Below are 19,078 nucleotides of genomic sequence, written 5' to 3'. Positions count from 1 at the left end.
TGCCTCGCGGGGGTAACGGGCTTCGCTCGGGTGAGCTGCTTCGCGGCGGCTCGGTACCCGAGGGGCACCCTCGTGGCTCTCGCGACCGCCGCCCTCCTCAGGGCGACCGGCGCTCTCGTAGGCCGTGTGCCCTTCGAACGCTCCCTGGGGCTGGCGGCGCTGATCCGGGACCCGCTCGGCCGGGTGGTGCTCGGCCGGCAGGTCGTCGACAGCGGCCTCGCCCAGCGGGGTCTCGTCGGTTGGAGCCGCGGGCTCCCTCGCAACCCCGACCGGCGGCGGGGCGGGCCGAGACGAACCGGAGCCCACCGGGCGTATGGAGGCGAATGACCGGCTCGGGGCAGCTATTCGTTCCTGGTCTGCGTCACCTGTGGAAGCCCCCTCACCGGGGGCGGGCCGACCCTGGCCCGGCGGCTTACGAGGGGTAAACCATCCGCCCCCGTTGTTGTCGCCTGAAGTGCCGTTGTCGGCCGACGTGGTGGTCGGAGCGTCCATCGTGTGCCTCGCCTCGAACATCTTTCGGTCGGTCCACGCACTTCCGCTGGCTCGGAACGTGCCTCAATTCCCCGCTCTGCATCAGGACTACTACCAGCCCACACTAACCATGGCAGCAAGCTGAATCCGGACGACTGGGCCCGGAATGTGACATTGCCCGCACTCCCCGTCGTCGTAGCATGCCAGGCAGCGCCGCCGTAGGTGACAAAGAGCGGAAAGTCTGGGCATCCGAACCGGCATTCCCGTTAGGCTCCAGTGCCCCCATGTCCAGTCTGGGGCTCCCGGACCGCCCCCGGGCTCCTGAACTACCTGCGGAATCGCACCAATTCATAGGCCTCGCGCAGATCGCCCCCCGTATAAGTGTGTGTGGCCAGACCTGACAGATGGTGATCGGCATTCATCGCCACCGTTGTGGGCACTACCGTGAAGATCTCGGCGTCGGACATGGAATCACCGTATGCAACACATGCGTCCAGACCAACCCCGAACTCTGCACAGAGCGCGGCCGCGATCTTCACCTTCGCGGCCGCGTTGAGAATGCCCGACGGGTCCACGGGCCGGGCGAAGGGCAACTCGGGAAAGCGTGAGCCGTGCGCCGCATGAGCTCCCCAGCCCAGCAGCCGCTCAACGAAGAAGGACGGCGAGAGGGAAATTACTGCGCAGTAGTCCCCGCCTTCGCGGATCTGCCGCCACACCTCTTGGATGCCTTCGAGCCAGGGCGCTGCCTCGAAGGCCGCCGCAACATGCGTGTCGGTGAGATCGCTCCAGAGAGCGTGCACCCGCACCGCATACTCCGGCGGGCCTATTCTGCGGGCGATCATGTCCCGCTCCAACTCGCCGATCTCTTCCAGCAGTCCCAGCTGCCGCGATATCTCCACCGGCGCCGCCGATCCACGGATCAGCGTGCCGTCGAGATCGAAGATATGCAGCCTGCGCACTCTCTCCCTGTAGGCCATGTACGCCGAGGTTAGTACCCGCGATTACTCCCGTCGTCAGACGCGGTACGGCGCCCTCGCCCGGCACGGTGTTTCACGTGAAACCACTCAAGCGGCCCGCTCGCCGGGCCCTCCTCGTCGTCCATGTCGCCGCGTCCGCCGGCTGGCTCGGGCTCACGCTCGGCCTGCTCGCGCTTGCCCTCACCGCAGCCGGCACGGAATCCGCACCCATGGTCGAGGCCGCCTGCCGCTCGATGAAGGTCTTCACGGACTGGCTGGTGATTCCCATCGGGCTGCTGACTCTGCTCAGCGGTCTCGTTCTGTCGCTCGGCACCAAGTGGGGCCTTGCCAGGCACCGCTGGGTCTATACGAAGTTCTGGCTGAGCCTCATCACCCTCACCGCATCGATCTTCGCGCTGCGTCCGGGCGTCAATGACGCAGTCGCCACCGTCGCAGCAGGCACCCCGCTGGCAGACCCGCTCGACCTGGTGATGGGACCGGTCGTCTCCTTCACTGCGTACGTCTTCATGACAGTCATCTCCGTCCTCAAGCCATGGGGCCTCACGCGGCGCGGTCGGCGGTTGCGCCTCTTGGCCTCTTCTCGGAAAGCACTGGACGAACGATCCCTGCGTCATACAGCCTGACCCGTATGTCGACACCGCTCTCCGAGCTTCCCATTCGCCGCCTGACCATGGACGACCTCACGTCCTGCGCGGATCTCTCCGCGGACCGCGGGTGGCCGCGCGAGGAGCACAAATGGGGCCTGCTTCTCGCGGCGGGTACGGGGTACGGCATCGATGACCCCGGGGGCAAGGGGCTGGTGACCGCCTGCGTAGTGACGTCGTACGGACGCGGGCTCGCCGCGATCGGCATGATGCTCGTTGCCGAGCGGTACGCGCGCCAGGGCGTCGGGCGGCGGCTGATGAAGCATGCGCTGACGGAGAGCGGGGACACCCCGGTCACGCTGCATGCCACCCCATACGGGCAGCCGCTCTACGAGGAGCTGGGCTTCGTCAACGTCGGCCGGGCCGAGATGGTCCGCGGCCACCTCCAGGTCCCGGCCGCCGAGGCGGGGGTGACCACCCGCCCGACGACCGCCGATGATCTCCCCGCATTGCTGCGCCTGGACACCGAGGTCTTCGGCCTGGACCGCACCCACATGATCACGCGGCTGCCGGCCTTCGCCGACCAGTTCCGGGTGGCGGAGGAGGCTGGAATCCTCACCGGCTTCGCGGCGGCCTGGCCGAACATGGAGACCCATGTCGTCGGCCCGCTGATTGCCCGGGACACTCGGACGGCGAAGGCTCTGATCACCTCCCTGGCGGCCGGTACCGAGAGGCCGCTCCGTACGGATATCGACGTACGCCATGAGGAGCTGCTGGCCTGGGTGAAGGAACACGGCCTGGAGACGATCGCTTTCAATGCGGTGATGACCTATGGCATCCCGGACCTCCCGGGCGACTGGACCCGCCGCTTCGCCCCGCTGTCGGTCGCGGCTGGCTAGCTCCTGAGAAAGAGGGGGATAATTGCAAGCGCGGGCTATTGCAATAGTCGTCTATCCTGGAGTGAAGCCGCTCCGGCAGGAGGAGGAAGACATGACCGCGATCGACCCCGCGCTCACCGCGCTCTCCCAGAGCTGGTGCGCTCTCTCCCTGCTCCACGGGAAGATCGAGGCGCACATCGAGCGCGCGCTCGAGACGAAGCACAGCCTGAGCATGCGCGAGTACTCACTCCTCGACGTCCTCAGCCGCCAGCACAACGGCCCGGGCGGCCATCTGCAGATGAAGCAGGTGGCCGATGCTGTCGTGCTGAGCCAGAGCGCCACCACCCGCCTCGTCGCGCGCCTCGAGGACCGCGGCCTGCTGACCCGGTATCTCTGCGACACCGACCGCCGCGGCATCTACACCGACGTGACCGAGGCCGGCCTTGCCCTGCTCGCCGAGGCTCGGCCGACCAATGACACGGCGCTGCGCGAAGCCCTCGACGAAGCCGCCAAAAACCCCGAACTGGCTCCCCTGGTCAAGACGGTCGAGGAACTGCGGGTCCCCGCGTAATCTGCGGATCATGAGCGATCTGGAAATACGGCTCGCGGAAATCGACGACATTCCCGCGATCGTGGCGATGCTCGCCGACGACCCGTTGGGCGCCAGGCGTGAATCGCCTGACGACCTCACCCCGTACACCGCCGCCTTCAAGCGGCTGTCCCGGGACCCGAACCAGATCCAGGCCGTCGCCGTACGCGAGGACCGGGTCGTCGGGACTCTCCAGCTCACAATCATCCCCGGGCTGTCACGGCGTGGCTCGACCCGCTCGATCATCGAAGGTGTACGGATCCACACCGAGGAACGCGGCAGTGGTCTGGGCACCAGGCTCATCGAATGGGCCATCGACGAATCCCGCCGCCAGGACTGCCAGTTGGTGCAGTTGACCTCGGACGCCTCCCGCACCGACGCCCGCCGCTTCTACGCGCGGCTAGGCTTCGAGGCATCCCATGTGGGTTTCAAACTCCAGCTCTGACCAAGGGAGCTCACCGTGCTCCGGATCAGTGACGAGCAGCGCCGCATCAGGCTCGGCCGCCGCCATCTGCTGGCCGCGTCCGTACGGGCGGACTCGCCGGTGGCGGCCGCTGATGCGGTGGTCGCCCTGCACGCCACCGACGCCGCGACCGTTTTCCTCGCCGCCTGCGCCCGCCTCAACGCCCCGAGCATCGCGGCCGTGGAGCGGTCCCTGTACGAGGACGTGGAGCTGGTCAGGCTCCTTTCCATGCGGCGCACCCTCTTCGCCGTCTCCTCCGAACTCGCCCCGTATGTCGATGCCTCCACCGCTCGCTCCATCGCCGTCAAGGAGCGCAGGGCACTCATAAGCCATCTCGCAGAGGACGCGAACCGGCTGGACGAGACGTGGCTCGCCGAAGCCGAGGAGGCGGTCCTTGCAGCCCTCGCCACGCGCGGCTCCGCGACCGGCAGCCAGCTCTCCGCCGACGTCCCGGCCCTGAAGACAAAGATCACCGTCTTCCCCGGCAAGAAGTACGAGGCGGTGCAGGGCGTCGCCACCCGGGTCATCCGGCTGCTCGCCGCCGACTGCCGCATCCGGCGGGACCGGCCGCGCGGCTCCTGGACCTCAAGCCAGTTCCGCTGGACGGCGAGCGATCCCTGGCCTGCACTGCCGGCCGCTGAGGCACGGGCAGAGCTTGCCCGCCGCTGGCTGCTCTCATACGGACCGGCCACCGAGGCCGATCTCAAGTGGTGGACGGGATGGACCCTCGGCGACGTACGCAAGGCGCTCACCGCCATCGGCGCGGAGGAGGTCCGGCTCGATGAGGGAACCGGCTATGTGGCGCCGGGCGACACCGCGCCCGAACCACCTGTGGAGCCCTGGGCCGCACTGCTTCCCGCGCTGGACCCGAGCGCCATGGCCTGGGCCGACCGAGGTTTCCACTTCACCGCTGACCATCGCGCAGAGCTCTTCGACCGCTCCGGCAATATCGGTCCCACCGTGTGGTGGAACGGGCAGATCATCGGCGGCTGGGCCCAGCGCTCGGACGGCGAGGTCGTCTGGCGGCTGCTGGCTGATGCCGACCGTGAGGCCACCGCCGCCATCGAAGCGGAGGCCTCACGGCTGATGGGCTGGGTGGGCGAAGCCCGGATCACGCCCCGCTTCCGTACGCCGCTGGAGCGGGAGTTGACGGCCTGAGGGCCGCCGCAGCAGCCCCCGCGCCCGGCGTCGGCGTCGCGCCCGTTTCACGTGAAACGTCACCTGCGTTTCACGGCTGGAGTCCGCGCCAGCCCTCCTTGTCCACACCTCCCGGAACCGGGGCTCCCGGCTCGTACGGCTCACGGGTGAAGACGAATGACCCCAGGTCGAGATGGCTCACCGAGCCGTCCTCCCGACGCACCACGCGCAGCGTCTCCCCGGCGTAATAGCCGTCGAGACCGGTCCAGGTCCCGTCCGCCTCCGCGATGAAACGCGACCCGCGGCCGTTTCCTCGGAGCGGCTGCAGCTCCACGCCGCGGTCTGCGTCGAGGCGCAGACCGAAGGAGGACGCCCCCCAGTACCAGGGCCCCGTCAGCTCCAGGAGCTCTTGGTCGACCTCCGGCAGGGGCCGCCAGGGATCGGGGATGCGCGGCTCGGCCTCGACCACGATCCGTACAAGATCGGCGGCGACGACCCCGGTGAGCGGCCCCGAGGTGGCATTGGCGAGCGCGACGGCTGCCACTCCATCGTCCACACTCACCCAGAGACCCGCGAGGAAGCCGGGCAGCGATCCCGTATGCCCCGCGAGGGTGCGGCCGTCCTTCCGTACGATCTGCACCCCCAGGCCGTAGGCGCTGTCCCACTCCCCGGCCGCTGGCGGCACGGACGGCGTACGCATCTCCCGCACGGACGCAGGGCTCAGCACGCGCTCGTCGCCCTCCGCAAGGAACGCGGCGAAGCGGCAGAGGTCTGCCACCGTGGACCAGAGCTGTCCGGCCGGGGCCATCAGGCCGAGGTCCTCGGAGGGTTCGGGCAGCATCACATCGGCCCAGGGATGCACCGCCCAGGCACCGGCATGCGGAGCTCGGGGCTGCGCGCTCGTACGGTGCAGGGCGAGCGGTTCGAGGACCTCTCGGCGCAGGACGTCCTCCCAGGACCCCCCGCGTACCGCCTCGACCAGCGAACCGAGCAGCGCATAGCCGGGGTTGGAGTAGTGGTGGCGGCGGCCGACGGGATGCATCCGCGACTGGTCCCCGAGGACATCGGCGAGTTCGGGGCGGAGCGAGCCCGGCGTCCGCTCCCACCAGGGGGCCGGAGCTTCAGCGCTCAGTCCGGCGCTGTGGCCGAGGAGCTGCGCGATGGTCACATCCCCCACGCCCGTACCAGGAAGGTGCTTCTCCAGGGGATCGTTCAGATCGAGCAGCCCCTCGTCGCGGAGCCTCAAGACCAGGACGGCCGTGAAGGTCTTGGTGATCGAGCCGATGCGGTACTGGGTGTCGGCGTCCGGCGCATGCCCGTCGACCGAGGTGCGGGAGCCCGTCCAGACCAGCTGCCCGTCGCGCTCCACTCCGGCGACGAACGAGGGCGCACGCCCTTCGGACTGGGCGACGGCGATGCGATGCAGTAGTGCGCGGCGCGTGGCGGGGAGGAGCTCTTCAAAGGGTGAGGTCATAAGGCAGGTCTATCGGTGCCATCACGTCTCGGTCGAGTTCATTTACCCGGCGCGCGGAAGGAGAGCCGTACGAAAGCATTGACGGAGTGAGCACTCACTCCGCATCATTGAAGCATGACACCACCCACAGCCAGGAAACGCCGGGCCCTCGCCATGAGCCCCGGAGAGCGCCGGGAGATGATCGTCCGCGCCACGATCCCCCTGGTCATCGAGTACGGCAGCGCCGTCACCACGCGCCAGATCGCCCAGGCTGCAGGCATCGGCGAGGGCACCATCTTCCGGGTCTTCGCCGACAAGGACGAACTCGTCGACGCCTGCGTCCTCGAGACGATGAGCCCAGGCAACTCCCTCACCGAAATCGGCTCCATCGACCTCGACATGCCGCTCGCCGACCGCCTCACCGAGGCGGCCGAAGCGATGCGCGCACACATGGACCGGATCGGCGCCGTTATGGGCGCCCTCCAGACCACCGGAGGCCGCACCCGCACCGAACGTCCGGCCCCCAGCGGTCAGGTGCCAGACCGTCAGGCCGGCTTCAACGCCGCCTGCGACGCCCTCGCCGAGCTCTTCGAGCCCGAGCGCGACACCCTCCGGCTACCGCCGGAGCGGCTGGCCGTGCTGTTCTTCGGCCTGCTGTTCACCAGCAGCCACCACGACCCGCCTCAGGACGTCGCGGAAATCGTCGAGGTCTTCCTGTACGGCGCGCTGACCACCCCCGCCTGAAGGGACCCCGCCCCATGCCGATCAGCCTCAACCACACCATCGTCAGCACCGCGGACAACGAACGCGCCGCCCGCTTCTTCGCCACCGTGATGGGCCTCGAATACACCGGCCCCGACCGGCACTTCGCTCCCGTGCGGGTCAACGAGTCCCTCACCCTGGACTTCCTGACCGTGCCCGAGCCCCCCGGCAGCCATCTCGCCTTCGACGTCGACCCGGCCACATTCGACGCGGTACTCGCCCGCCTTCGCGCCGCCTCCATCCCGTACGGAAACGAGCCCGCCACCCACGACAACGGCCGGACCGACCACCCGCTGTGCCCCCGCGGTGTCTACTTCGCCGACGACTCCGCGAACCTCTACGAGCTGATGTCCCCCGCGTAGTGGCTCACCACCGTGACGGCGACCGCGTGGGAGAGGATGTCGTGCATGTCGCGGGCGATACGGGCTCGTTCCCGCTCCGCAGCCCGCTCCGCCTCGATCCGTCGCTCGTGCTCCAGCTGCGCGGCACGTTGCTGCAAAGCCGTTGTGTAGGCGCGGGAGGCGGCCGAGGCTCTGCCGATCGCGTAGGCGGCGATGAAGAGCACTCCGCTGCGCAGCGCAGTCTCCGAGGAGCCGATCACGAGGCTGCCACCAACCGTGGTGATCAGCATGGCGACCCGGGGCGCACGGCTGGAGCGGTCGGCGACCGTGTAGAACGCGATGAGCCCGGCGTACCAGATCGGCTGCGGGGGTACATCGTCGACCACGTCGTAGCAGGCGGTTGCGGTAAGACTCGCGAGAAGCGCGACGGCCGGCGCGCGCCTGCGCCACAGCAGCGGAAGCGCGGAGGCGGCCACGACCGCGTAACCCCACCAATGCCAAGGTGCGCCTGAGGGGTTGACCCGGGAGTGGAACGCCCACACCTGCACGACCACCACGATGAACGCGAGCGCGGCATCGACCCATACAGGTGGCAAGGCGTGCAGCCCACGGCGAACGAGCGCGCAAATCGGCAGAGCTGACACGGGATTCAATGTTGCCCCATCATCGTGATCTTCATCCAGCCGTTGTGGACACGAATCCGGCGGGCCGGGTGGCCCACCGGACCGATTCCCGCTACGCAAGAGCGGCGACGTCCCTGGAGGTCTGGGAGGTCTGCGAGGTCTCGGGGACCTGCCGGCAGAGCGAGGCGTAGGAGATGAGCAGGACGATGGCGCCGACCGGGATGAGGTCCTTGTCGATGAACGGCATAAGGAGATCGAACAGGACCAGGAAGGGCGTCCACGCCTTGACGCGGCGAATGACGGCGAGTTGGACCACAAGCGCGAGCTGGCCCAGGTAGAAGAGATAAGGGCCGATGTCGTAGGCCAGCAGGGAGACACCGGGAGTCTCCCTGATCCGGGCGGTGAGAAGACTCATGCCGAGGTGGTCGTCGGACAGGAATCCGGCGATGACGTCGATGGCAAACTTCGCGGCCAGGGCAGCGGCACCGGCGGTAGCGATCCCAGCGATCACGGTGGACAGAGCGTTCCGTCCCGCCAACTGCCGCATCCGCACGAAGGCGACGACGAACAGCGCCATGGCGCCGAGGAAGGCGAGATGGCCAGTGGTCCAGGCCAGACCGGGGCCGCGGTAGCCGTCGAGGCCGTCGAGGATTCGGATCACTCCATAGGCCAGGGTGAGCAACGGGGCGCCGAAATAGGCGATGCGCGGCTTCATTCCAGAGACTCTTTGGTCGGGTGGGAACACCTCAATCCTGGATTTCTCCGGGCTGGGAGTAATCGCCGACGGGAGTGATCCTGCCCCTCCCTCACACGAGGGAGGATCCTCCCCCGCACAGGCGACGAACCGCACGGCAAGGGCCAGACCTGCAAGAGCTGCGAGAGTGTGGACTCGCTGGCAGGTCCGCCACGACCACGCCTCCCGAATCATGGACTGAAGGCGTATCCGCCAAAGTGCCGCCATGATCCACGAGATTCCGCCACGGAACGCGAGACCATACATCCGCCTGATCAGGTCTGCGCCATGTCCACAAAACGGGAGTAGTGGCCCTGGAAGGCGACCGTGATCGTCGCCGTCGGGCCGTTTCGGTGCTTGGCTACGATCAGGTCCGCCTCGCCCGCGCGCGGCGACTCCTTCTCGTACGCATCCTCGCGGTGCAACAGGATGACCATGTCCGCGTCCTGCTCGATGGAGCCGGATTCACGCAGGTCGGAGACCATCGGCTTCTTGTCCGTACGCTGCTCGGGACCACGGTTCAGCTGGGAGAGCGCGATCACCGGGAGCTCCAACTCCTTGGCCAGCAGCTTGAGGTTCCGGGACATGTCCGAGACCTCCTGCTGGCGGCTCTCGGCCCGCTTCGAACCGCCGGACTGCATCAGCTGCAGATAGTCGATGACGACCAGCTTCAGGTCGTTGCGCTGCTTCAGGCGCCGGCACTTCGCTCGGATCTCCATCATCGACAGGTTCGGAGAGTCATCGATGTAGAGCGGGGCCTGCGACACATCCGGCATCCGGCGGGCCAGCCGGGTCCAGTCCTCGTCCGTCATCGTCCCCGAGCGCATATGGTGCAGCGCCACCCGCGCCTCGGCGGACAACAGGCGCATCGCGATCTCGTTGCGGCCCATTTCGAGGGAGAAGATCACGCTCGGCAGGTTGTTCTTGATCGAGCAGGCCCTGGCGAAGTCCAGCGCCAGGGTGGACTTACCCATCGCGGGGCGGGCCGCGATGACGATCATCTGGCCCGGATGGAGGCCGTTGGTGAGCGAGTCGAAGTCCGTGAACCCGGTCGGCACACCGGTCATCTCGCCACTGCGCGACCCGATCGCCTCGATCTCGTCGAGTGCGCCCTCCATGATGTCGCCCAGCGGCAGATAGTCCTCACTGGTGCGCTGCTCGGTGACGGCATAGATCTCGGCCTGGGCGGAGTTGACGATCTCGTCGACGTCGCCGTCGGCGGCGTATCCCATCTGCGTGATCTTGGTGCCAGCCTCCACGAGGCGGCGCAGCACCGCGCGCTCATGGACGATTTCCGCGTAGTACGAGGCGTTGGCTGCGGTGGGGACCGACTGGACCAGGGTGTGGAGGTACGGCGCCCCGCCAACCCGGGTGATCTCGCCCCGCTTGACCAACTCGGCGGCAACGGTGATGGGGTCGGCCGGCTCGCCCTTGGCGTAGAGGTCGAGGATCGCCGTATAGACGGTCTCGTGGGCGGGGCGGTAGAAGTCATTGCCCTTGATGATCTCCACGACGTCGGCGATGGCGTCCTTGGAGAGGAGCATGCCGCCGAGGACGGACTGCTCGGCGTCCAGGTCCTGCGGAGGTACGCGCTCGAAGCCGGGGGAGCCACCGTCCCAGCCGCCGTTGTCCCTGCCGCGCTCGTGCTGGTCCTCGCGGCCACCACGGCCGTCGTTGCGGCGCTGGCGGGAGACGGGCAGACGGTCACCGGGGCCGCCCTCGGCCGCCCACGGGTCGTCCAAGGGCTCGGAAATGCTCACCCCGGGCCACCTCCTCCCGTCCGCTCCGCGGACCTAGCCGTGCCACGCTTTTTCTACGGCACAGCACTGACAAAACGAGCAGCCCGACTCCGCTTCCAGCACGTCGGGCGACGGTCCACGGTAGGCCCGTCGGCACCGTCAGCCAATCTGGTTATCCACAGGCCATGTGGACGACCGACCAGATGCTGTGGAGAACTCCGCAGAACCTGTGCACGGACCGGGGGACAGTACTGTGGACAAGTCCATAGCCACCCCACTGCACAGCATCTGACCTGGACTTTTTCCGTCCACCGGCTGTGGGGGAGAAAAACTTTCCCAACTGGACCAAGATCAGAACAAAGGGCGCACAGCAGAACGTGCACCAAGAGAATCAGTAAGGACTGCAAGGCAATTGCATCTCTTACCTGTGGAAGATTAGATTGCTGCCATGACACAGGCACCCGCGGCACCGAAGGCCGTCCGACGACGCCACGATCGAGAGATCATCGCGCTCGCAGTCCCCGCCTTCGGCGCCCTCGTCGCCGAGCCGCTCTTCGTGATGGTCGACAGCGCCATTGTCGGCCATCTAGGCACCCCGCAGCTCGCCGGACTGGCGGTCGCGGCGGCGCTGCTGACGACCGCCGTGAGCATCTTCGTCTTCCTCGCCTACGCCACCACCGCCGCCGTGGCTCGACGCGTCGGCGCGGGCGATTTCGCGGCCGCCATCCGCCAGGGGATGGACGGTATCTGGCTCGCGCTGCTCCTCGGCGTCGCCGTCATCGCCGTCACCCTGCCCACTGCACCTTGGCTCGTCCAGGCATTCGGGGCGTCCGAAACCGCCGCTCCGTACGCCACCACCTATCTCCGGATCTCCAGTCTTGGCATACCGGCGATGCTGATCGTGCTCGCCGCGACCGGCGTTCTCCGCGGCCTCCAGGACACCCGAACCCCGCTGTACGTCGCCATCGGCGGCTTCGCCGCCAACGCTGGTCTCAACGCGGGGCTCGTCTACGGCGCCGGCCTCGGCATTGCCGGCTCCGCTTGGGGCACCGTCATCGCCCAGGCCGCCATGGCAGCCGCCTATCTGGTCGTGGTCGTACGGGGAGCACGGCGGCACGGCGCTTCTCTGCGCCCCGACGCGGCGGGCATACGAGCCAGCGCCCAGGCCGGCGTCCCCCTCCTGGTCCGTACGCTCTCGCTGCGCGCCGTCCTGATGATTGCCACCGCCGTCGCGGCCCGCCTCGGCGACACCGATATCGCCGCCCACCAGATCGTCCTCTCCCTGTGGAGCCTGATGGCCTTCGCGCTCGACGCGATCGCCATCGCCGGGCAGGCGATCATCGGCCGCTATCTCGGTGCCAATGACGCCGAGGGAGCCCGCCAGGCCTGCCGCCGCATGGTGCAGTGGGGCATTGCCTCCGGCGTGATGCTCGGCATCCTGATCGTGGTGGCGCGGCCGCTCTTCATCCCGCTGTTCACCAGCGACCCGGCGGTGCGCGACACGCTGCTCCCAGCCCTATTGGTGGTCGCCGTCTCCCAGCCGATCGCGGGCGTGGTCTTCGTACTCGACGGCGTACTGATGGGAGCGGGCGACGGCAACTACCTCGCCGGAGCGATGCTCGTGACGCTGGCGGTCTTCGCACCCGTCGCGCTGCTCATCCCCACCTTCGGCGGCGGACTGACGGCTCTGTGGTGGGCCATGACGCTGATGATGACCATCCGCATGCTGACTCTCTGGCTGCGTATGCGCTCCGGCCGCTGGCTCGTCACCGGCGCCACGCGCTGACCCCACGCTCCGATGTTTCACGTGAAACCGGGCAGAGTCCCGGACGGCAAAGCGGAAGGGCCGCACCCATCGGGTGCGGCCCCTTCTTATTGCTCAGAGCTGCTCAGTCGAGAGCCATGCTCAGGCGGCGACGACCTCGACGCCGAGCTTCGCGGCAACCTCGGGGTGCAGACGCACAGACACCTGGTGCGAGCCCAGGGTCTTGATCGGCGAACCGAGCTCAACGCGACGCTTGTCGACCTCCGGACCACCGGCAGCCTTGATCGCCGAGGCGATGTCGGCCGGGGTGACGGAGCCGAAGAGGCGGCCGGCGTCGCCGGAGCGAACAGCCAGACGCACCTTCACGGCCTCGAGCTTGGCCTTGACCTCGTTGGCCTGCTCGATGGTCGCGATCTCGTGGATCTTGCGGGCGCGGCGGATCTGCGCCACGTCCTTCTCGCCACCCTTGGTCCAGCGGATCGCGAAACCACGCGGGACCAGGTAGTTGCGAGCGTAACCGTCCTTGACGTCAACGACGTCGCCGGCGGCGCCGAGGCCGGAGACCTCGTGCGTGAGGATGATCTTCATGATTCGGTCACCCTCCCCTTTATCGCGCGGTGGACGTGTAGGGCAGCAGCGCCATCTCACGGCTGTTCTTCACGGCCGTGGCGACGTCACGCTGGTGCTGCGTGCAGTTGCCGGTAACGCGGCGGGCACGGATCTTACCGCGGTCGGAAATGAACTTCCGCAGCATGTTCGTGTCCTTGTAGTCCACGTATACGGTCTTGTCCTTGCAGAATGCGCAGACCTTCTTCTTCGGCTTGCGCACAGGCGGCTTCGCCATGGTGTATCTCCTGTGTGATCAAGAAGTGGGGTACGAGCTGCCCTTAGAAGGGAGGCTCGTCCGAGTAGCCGCCGCCGGAACCGCCGGAGCTTCCGCCCCAGCTGCCCCCACCGCCCTGCTGCTGACCGCCGCCGGCCGGCGCACTGGTGGCCCAGGGATCGTCGGCGGGTGCACCGCCGCCGCCCTGCTGCTGACTACCACCACTGGGGCCGCCGCCCCAGTTGCCGCCCTGCTGCTGACCGCCGCCGTAGCCACCCTGGCCGCCGCCGCGACCGGTGGTCTTGGTGACCTTGGCCGTGGCGTTCTTGAGACTGGGGCCGACTTCCTCGACGTCCAGCTCGTAGACCGTGCGCTTGACGCCCTCGCGGTCCTCGTAGGACCGCTGCTTCAGCCGACCCTGCACGACGACGCGCATGCCGCGTGTGAGCGACTCAGCGACGTTCTCCGCCGCCTGACGCCAGACCGAGCAGGTGAGGAAGAGGCTTTCGCCGTCCTTCCACTCATTGGTCTGACGATCGAAGGTGCGGGGAGTGGACGCGACGCGGAACTTCGCGACCGCCGCACCGGACGGGGTGAAGCGCAGCTCGGGGTCGTCGACGAGATTGCCGACGACCGTGATGACGGTCTCGCCTGCCATTGGGTGAACCTCTCGGCGGGATTGCTTCTGGCTGCTTGCTGCTACTCGAACCCGATGCCCTCTGAGCTAGGCGCTCAGTGGGTCTCGGGACGGAGGACCTTGGTCCGGAGGACCGACTCGTTCAGGTTCATCTGGCGGTCGAGCTCCTTGACGACCGCAGGCTCGGCCTGCAGGTCGATGACCGAGTAGATGCCCTCGGGCTTCTTCTTGATCTCGTAAGCGAGACGACGACGGCCCCAAGTGTCGACCTTCTCAACCTTTCCGTTGCCCTCACGGACGACGGAGAGGAAGTTCTCGATCATCGGGGAGACAGCGCGCTCCTCGAGATCGGGGTCGAGGATGACCATCACCTCGTAGTGACGCATGTGGAACCCACCTCCTTTGGACTCAGCGGCCACGGTCGTTCCGTGGCAGGAGGGTCGTGATGCGTACGCAACGGTATCGGCCGCCACTGACAATCCGGGGGGATTGCTTTCTGGCCTGGACAGACACCGGTGCAGACCATACAGAGTACCCACACACAGGCTTCCGGTTGAAATCCGGTGGCTGGGGGACGCAATCTGTACACATCGGGTGTGCGCGGCGCTACAGTGCGCCGCCTTCCGGCAACGCGGAGGTGCCCCATGGCACAGGCAATGCGACGTCGTTCCTCGGTCTCCCTCTTCGCCACAGACGGCAAGCCCCACCCCCTCCAGGACACCCTGGTCGCGGTGACTCTGGTGCTCGGCGCCATCGCCTTCGTCTCGGCGATGTTCCACAACCTCCATCTGCTCAGCTCCTGGACCGGGCTGGTGGGAATCTTCACTGGCGCCTACGGCCAGTTCATCTCGGTGACGACCCGCGAACGCTTCGCGTTGATCATCGGTCTCGGCGCCTCTGCGTTCGGCTTCTTCCTCGGCATGGCCCACGGCGGACTCTTCGGCGGGGTCCTGGGCTAGGCGGGGTCCGGGGCCAGGATCCCAGCAGCCATTCGGGGCGCTCCTCCAGCGCAGTAGGCTTCGCCGCGAGAGCCGGAGCCCCTGTTCCCATGGGGACACACCTGCCGAGGAGCGCCCCGCATGAGCTTGACCCTGAGGACCATCAGCCGAGAGCAGCATCTGGCGTACATCCAGACCCTGCCCGCGGCAAGTCACTGCCAGGTCCCGGCGTGGGCTGATGTGAAGACGGAATGGCGCTCGGAGAACCTGGGCTGGTTCGACAAGAGCGGTGAACTGGTGGGCGCAGGCCTGGTGTTGTACCGCCAGCTGCCAAAGATCAAGCGCTATCTCGCGTACCTGCCCGAGGGCCCGGTTATCAATTGGTATGCGCCGAACCTGGACGACTGGCTGCAGCCGATGCTCGCCCACCTCAAGCAGCAGGGCGCCTTCTCCGTGAAGATGGGCCCGCCGGTCGTCATCCGACGCTGGGACGCGCCCGCGATCAAGGCCGGAATCCAGGACCCGGATGTAAAGCGGCTGCGCGACATCGGGGCGACGCATATCGAGCCTCGTGCGTTCGAAGTGGCGGACCGGCTGCGGAAGATGGGCTGGCAGCAGGGCGAGGACGGCGGAGCCGGCTTCGGTGACGTACAGCCGCGGTACGTCTATCAGGTGCCGCTGGCGAACCGTTCGCTCGACGATGTCCTCAAGGGCTTCAACCAGCTGTGGCGGCGCAATATCAAGAAGGCCGAGAAGGCCGGTGTCGAGGTCGTCCAGGGCGACTACGAGGATCTGGGCGAGTGGCAGCGGCTGTACGAAATCACCGCTGTACGCGATCACTTCCGGCCGCGCCCGCTCTCGTACTTCCAGCGCATGTGGACGGTGTTGAACACCGAGGATCCGAACCGGATGCGGCTGTACTTCGCGCGGCACAACGGTGTGAACCTGTCCGCGGCGACGATGCTGGTCGTCGGGGGGCATGTCTGGTACTCGTACGGTGCTTCCGACAACATCGGCCGCGAGGTCCGGCCCTCGAACGCGATGCAGTGGCGGATGCTCCGCGACGCCTACGCGATGGGCGCGACCGTCTATGACCTGCGCGGCATCAGCGACTCCCTCGACGAGACCGACCACCTCTTCGGCCTGATCCAGTTCAAGGTGGGCACCGGCGGCGAGGCCGTCGAGTACGTCGGCGAGTGGGACTTCCCGCTCAACAAGCTCCTGCACAAGGCGCTCGACATCTACATGTCGCGCCGCTGACGACGCCGCGACCGACGCCGTAACCTCGTAGATCCCGTTCATACCTCTGATACACCGCAGCCACCAGAAAGGTTCCGGGCCGGCCATGGCGCTCTCCCTCTACGTCGACACCGCGCGCTGGCGGGCGCACCAGAAGTCCGTGATCGACCAGTTCCCCGGTCTCGTACCGGTCTGCAAGGGCAACGGCTACGGCTTCGGTCATGAGCGCCTCGCCGACGAGGCCTCCCGCTTCGGCTCCGACATGCTGGCCGTCGGCACGACGTACGAAGCGGCCCGGATCAAGGACTGGTTCAGCGGTGATCTCCTGGTCCTGACCCCCTTCCGGCGGGGTGAGGAGCCAGTTCCGCTGCCGGACCGGGTCATCCGCTCGGTCTCGTCGGTCGGCGGTGTGCACGCGCTGGTGGGCGCGCGCGTGGTCATCGAGTGCATGAGCTCCATGAAGCGCCACGGCATCGCTGAGAAGGACCTGGGCCAGCTGCACGCCGCCATCGAGGACGTACGCCTGGAGGGCTTCGCCCTCCACCTGCCCCTCGACCGTACGGACGGCTCCGACGCGGTCGAGGAGGTCATTTGGTGGATGGACCGGCTGCGTGCGGCCCGGCTGCCGCTGCACTCCATGTTCGTCAGCCATCTGCGCGCCGAGGAACTGGCCCGCCTCCAGCAGCAGTTCCCGCAGACCCGCTTCCGCGCCCGCATCGGTACGCGGCTGTGGCTCGGCGACCACGATGCGACCCAGTACCGCGGCGCCGTCCTGGACGTCACCCGTGTCGCCAAGGGCGACCGCTTCGGCTACCGCCAGCAGAGGGCCGCATCCGACGGCTGGCTGGTCGTCGTCGCCGGCGGCACGTCCCACGGCGTCGGCCTGGAGGCCCCTAAGGCCCTGCATGGCGTGATGCCGCGCGCCAAGGGTGTCGCCCGCGCTGGTCTGGCGACCGTCAACCGCAACCTGTCGCCGTTCGTCTGGGAGGGCAAGCAGCGCTGGTTCGCCGAGCCCCCGCACATGCAGGTGTCGATCCTGTTCGTGCCGGCGGAATCACAGGAGCCTAAGGTCGGCGACGAGCTTGTGGCGCATCTGCGTCACACCACGACGCAGTTCGACCGCCTCGTCGACCGCTGAGGCGCCCGGGGAGGGGGCCTTGCTGAGGCCGCCGCCGGAGCGACCCGCTGAGGCGCGCTGAGAGGCGGTCCCGCCGAGCGGACCCCGGCCCTAGCGCCGACCGCTAAGCCGACGGCAGCGCCCCGCCGGACCCCTGGGACTGCGCCCCCCACTCCACCCGCTGCCCCTCCACCACGTGCGCCGCATGCCGCGGCGGATGCGCCGCCTGCCCCACCACGAAGACGTCCTCGGCCCCGTCGAGCACCCCGCCCGACGGATCGTCCGAGCCGTCCTTCCGTACGCCGTCCCGTTCCGGCATCAGAATGTCCCGTACGACCACGGCGCACAGATACAGCGTCCCCAGCAGATGCAGGGCGATCACCACCTGATAGCCCTCGGGCGGCAGACCCTGGTGCTTGGGACTGGTCGTGTACGCGAGGTACATCCAGATCCCCAGGAAGTACATGACCTCGCAGGCCTGCCAGATCAGGAAGTCCCGCCAGCGCGGCCTGGCCAGTGCGGCGAGGGGAATCAACCACAGTACGTACTGCGGCGAGTAGACCTTGTTGGTGATGATGAACGCCGCGACGACCAGGAAGACGAGCTGAGCGAAACGGGGCCGCCGGGGCGCACTCAGCGTCAGCGCCGCGATGCCCGCGCACACCAGGATCATCAGCAGCGTCGCGTAGGTGTTCACGGAGTCGACTTTCAGCGGCTCCCCCGTGCGCTGCGTGATGATCAGCCAGAACGAGCCGAAGTCGACCTGCCGCTCCTGGCTGAAGGTGTAGAACTTCTTCCACCCGTCCGGTGCCATCAGCATCACGGGCAGGTTCACCACCAGCCAGGCGCCGGCCGCGCCGAGAGCCGCGGTGACGAACTCTCGCCATTTGCCCGCCCTCCAGCACAGCAGGAGCAACGGGCCCAGCAGCAGTACGGGATAGAGCTTGGCGGCGGTCGCGAGCCCGATGAGGATGCCGAAGGCCAGCGCCCGGCCACGTGACCACATGAGCATCGCGGCGGCTGTGAGCGCCACGGCCAGCAGGTCCCAGTTGATGGTGGCGGTGAGCGCGAAGGCGGGCGCCAGAGCCAGCAGCAGGGCATCCCAGGGGCGGCGACGGTGTGTGCGGGCCACACAGACGGCGATGACCGCAGTGCAGATCATCAGCATGCCGGCATTGACCATCCAGTACATCTGCTCCTGGTTCTGCATGGAGCCGCCGGCCAGATTGAGCCACGACGCGACCTGCATGAAGACACCCGTGAGGACCGGGTACTCCAAGTACTCCATGTCGCCGGGCAGCCGGTCGAAGTACGGGATGAGCCCTTCGGAGAAACCACGCCCCAGGTAGAGGTGCGGAATGTCGGAGTAGCAGGCGTGGGTGTACTGGGAGCTCGTGCCCCGGAACCAGGCCCAGTTGTAGCAGGGCATCTTCTGCACCATGCCAAGCGCAAACATGCCGATTGCCACCAGTGCGACAACGCGTACGGGGGTGAGCCGGCCGCTGCTGCCTCGCCAGGCCCAGCGGCCGGCCGGACCGCCGATCAGCTCGCTGCCGGACGCGGCGACGGAGTCACGCCGTGTGGGCCGTACGTCCGGCCGCTCCGGGCGGCTCGGGCGGCTCGGGCGGTCCTGGTACACGCTCGTCTCTTCTGCGCTGGGCATGGTGCACATCCTGCCGTACGGGGTCCGGAATACGGCGAGGGCCGCCGCACCCGGTACGCACAGGTGCTGGTGAAGCTGGGGCTGCGGGACCGTACGCAGGCGGCGGTGTTCGCGTACAAGGCGAGGCTGGTCACGCCGGGGTGAGC

General features: G+C 67.8%; 22 protein-coding genes and 1 pseudogene. 13 read left to right on the top strand and 10 right to left on the bottom strand.

The annotated features are described in order from the left end of the window. Positions 1-72 precede the first annotated feature (72 nt). Positions 73-327 (top strand): hypothetical protein, encoded by a 255-nt coding sequence (locus tag ACWDO5_RS06230; protein ID WP_450528840.1) that lies wholly within the window; start codon positions 73-75, stop codon positions 325-327. A 470-nt stretch (positions 328-797) separates the two neighbouring features. Here the strand turns inward: ACWDO5_RS06230 and ACWDO5_RS06225 are convergent, their stop codons facing one another. Further along, positions 798-1,448, bottom strand: a complete 651-nt coding sequence (locus ACWDO5_RS06225) for an HAD family hydrolase (protein ID WP_450528839.1) — start codon at positions 1,446-1,448, stop codon at positions 798-800. 77 nt (positions 1,449-1,525) lie between these two features. Here ACWDO5_RS06225 and ACWDO5_RS06220 point away from each other — a divergent pair, with 77 nt between their 5' ends. The 5 genes from ACWDO5_RS06220 (at position 1,526) to ACWDO5_RS06200 (ending at position 5,120) form a co-directional block, all read left to right on the top strand. Next, positions 1,526-2,071: a DUF2269 domain-containing protein gene (locus ACWDO5_RS06220; protein WP_450528837.1), complete on the top strand. Its 546-nt coding sequence runs from the start codon at positions 1,526-1,528 to the stop codon at positions 2,069-2,071. Between the two features lie 5 nt (positions 2,072-2,076). After that, complete coding sequence (locus tag ACWDO5_RS06215; protein WP_450528836.1) at positions 2,077-2,931, top strand: GNAT family N-acetyltransferase; 855 nt, start codon at positions 2,077-2,079, stop codon at positions 2,929-2,931. A gap of 91 nt (positions 2,932-3,022) precedes the next feature. Then, positions 3,023-3,481, top strand: coding sequence for a MarR family winged helix-turn-helix transcriptional regulator (locus ACWDO5_RS06210; protein ID WP_450528834.1), 459 nt, complete (start codon positions 3,023-3,025; stop codon positions 3,479-3,481). 10 nt (positions 3,482-3,491) lie between these two features. Beyond that, positions 3,492-3,944 carry an N-acetyltransferase family protein gene (locus ACWDO5_RS06205; RefSeq protein ID WP_450528832.1) on the top strand — a complete coding sequence of 151 codons (453 nt, stop codon included), beginning with the start codon at positions 3,492-3,494 and terminating at the stop codon, positions 3,942-3,944. Between the two features lie 15 nt (positions 3,945-3,959). After that, complete coding sequence (locus ACWDO5_RS06200; protein ID WP_450528830.1) at positions 3,960-5,120, top strand: winged helix DNA-binding domain-containing protein; 1,161 nt, start codon at positions 3,960-3,962, stop codon at positions 5,118-5,120. A gap of 70 nt (positions 5,121-5,190) precedes the next feature. Here ACWDO5_RS06200 and ACWDO5_RS06195 read toward each other — a convergent pair whose 3' ends face one another. Further along, the gene (locus tag ACWDO5_RS06195; protein ID WP_450528829.1) at positions 5,191-6,573 is read right to left on the bottom strand and encodes a serine hydrolase domain-containing protein; all 1,383 of its coding nucleotides are present in this window, start codon (positions 6,571-6,573) and stop codon (positions 5,191-5,193) included. 114 nt (positions 6,574-6,687) lie between these two features. Between ACWDO5_RS06195 and ACWDO5_RS06190 the strand changes: the two genes are divergently transcribed. Then, positions 6,688-7,296, top strand: a complete 609-nt coding sequence (locus tag ACWDO5_RS06190; RefSeq protein WP_450528827.1) for a TetR/AcrR family transcriptional regulator — start codon at positions 6,688-6,690, stop codon at positions 7,294-7,296. Positions 7,297-7,310: 14 nt separating this feature from the next. Continuing rightward, complete coding sequence (locus ACWDO5_RS06185) at positions 7,311-7,676, top strand: VOC family protein (RefSeq protein ID WP_450528825.1); 366 nt, start codon at positions 7,311-7,313, stop codon at positions 7,674-7,676. On the opposite strand, the gene ACWDO5_RS06180 is transcribed toward ACWDO5_RS06185, so the two are convergent. The 3 genes from ACWDO5_RS06180 to dnaB all read right to left on the bottom strand — a co-directional run bounded on the left by ACWDO5_RS06180 (position 7,652) and on the right by dnaB (position 10,753). Continuing rightward, positions 7,652-8,251, bottom strand: coding sequence for a DUF7134 domain-containing protein (locus ACWDO5_RS06180; protein WP_450528824.1), 600 nt, complete (start codon positions 8,249-8,251; stop codon positions 7,652-7,654). The genes ACWDO5_RS06185 and ACWDO5_RS06180 overlap by 25 nt on opposite strands. A gap of 139 nt (positions 8,252-8,390) precedes the next feature. Then, positions 8,391-8,993 carry a hypothetical protein gene (locus ACWDO5_RS06175; protein WP_450528822.1) on the bottom strand — a complete coding sequence of 201 codons (603 nt, stop codon included), beginning with the start codon at positions 8,991-8,993 and terminating at the stop codon, positions 8,391-8,393. Positions 8,994-9,286: 293 nt separating this feature from the next. Further along, entirely contained in the window at positions 9,287-10,753 is a 1,467-nt protein-coding gene (dnaB, locus tag ACWDO5_RS06170) for a replicative DNA helicase (RefSeq protein WP_450528943.1), read from the bottom strand. A gap of 445 nt (positions 10,754-11,198) precedes the next feature. Between dnaB and ACWDO5_RS06165 the strand changes: the two genes are divergently transcribed. Continuing rightward, a complete protein-coding gene (locus ACWDO5_RS06165; RefSeq protein WP_450528821.1) occupies positions 11,199-12,536 on the top strand; it encodes an MATE family efflux transporter in 1,338 nt (445 codons plus the stop codon). Between the two features lie 120 nt (positions 12,537-12,656). On the opposite strand, the gene rplI is transcribed toward ACWDO5_RS06165, so the two are convergent. From rplI to rpsF, 4 genes are all read right to left on the bottom strand, one after another. Beyond that, on the bottom strand, positions 12,657-13,103 hold the full coding sequence (gene rplI, locus ACWDO5_RS06160) for a 50S ribosomal protein L9 (protein WP_389180020.1): 447 nt from the start codon (positions 13,101-13,103) through the stop codon (positions 12,657-12,659). A gap of 19 nt (positions 13,104-13,122) precedes the next feature. Further along, a complete protein-coding gene (gene rpsR / locus ACWDO5_RS06155) occupies positions 13,123-13,359 on the bottom strand; it encodes a 30S ribosomal protein S18 (RefSeq protein ID WP_003956534.1) in 237 nt (78 codons plus the stop codon). Positions 13,360-13,402: 43 nt separating this feature from the next. Continuing rightward, entirely contained in the window at positions 13,403-13,996 is a 594-nt protein-coding gene (locus ACWDO5_RS06150; protein WP_450528818.1) for a single-stranded DNA-binding protein, read from the bottom strand. A gap of 74 nt (positions 13,997-14,070) precedes the next feature. Next, the gene (gene rpsF, locus ACWDO5_RS06145; RefSeq protein ID WP_385148846.1) at positions 14,071-14,361 is read right to left on the bottom strand and encodes a 30S ribosomal protein S6; all 291 of its coding nucleotides are present in this window, start codon (positions 14,359-14,361) and stop codon (positions 14,071-14,073) included. Between the two features lie 258 nt (positions 14,362-14,619). On the opposite strand from rpsF, the gene ACWDO5_RS06140 reads away from it, so the two are divergent. From ACWDO5_RS06140 to ACWDO5_RS06130, 3 genes are all read left to right on the top strand, one after another. After that, positions 14,620-14,934, top strand: coding sequence for a hypothetical protein (locus tag ACWDO5_RS06140; protein WP_450528816.1), 315 nt, complete (start codon positions 14,620-14,622; stop codon positions 14,932-14,934). Between the two features lie 120 nt (positions 14,935-15,054). Further along, positions 15,055-16,173 carry a lipid II:glycine glycyltransferase FemX gene (locus ACWDO5_RS06135; protein WP_450528814.1) on the top strand — a complete coding sequence of 373 codons (1,119 nt, stop codon included), beginning with the start codon at positions 15,055-15,057 and terminating at the stop codon, positions 16,171-16,173. Between the two features lie 85 nt (positions 16,174-16,258). Further along, on the top strand, positions 16,259-17,290 hold the full coding sequence (locus ACWDO5_RS06130) for an alanine racemase (protein WP_450528813.1): 1,032 nt from the start codon (positions 16,259-16,261) through the stop codon (positions 17,288-17,290). A 103-nt stretch (positions 17,291-17,393) separates the two neighbouring features. Here the strand turns inward: ACWDO5_RS06130 and ACWDO5_RS06125 are convergent, their stop codons facing one another. Further along, positions 17,394-18,932 carry a glycosyltransferase family 87 protein gene (locus ACWDO5_RS06125; RefSeq protein WP_450528811.1) on the bottom strand — a complete coding sequence of 513 codons (1,539 nt, stop codon included), beginning with the start codon at positions 18,930-18,932 and terminating at the stop codon, positions 17,394-17,396. A 57-nt stretch (positions 18,933-18,989) separates the two neighbouring features. On the opposite strand from ACWDO5_RS06125, the pseudogene ACWDO5_RS06120 reads away from it, so the two are divergent. Continuing rightward, positions 18,990-19,076: pseudogene (locus tag ACWDO5_RS06120) on the top strand (DNA-binding response regulator); the annotation flags it as partial. Between the last annotated feature and the right edge of the window lie 2 nt (positions 19,077-19,078).

The sequence above is a fragment of the Streptomyces sp. NPDC000880 genome, assembly GCF_053599675.1.
Note: the sequence above shows the minus strand (reverse complement) of the source record. Positions and strands in the feature narration are given on the sequence as shown.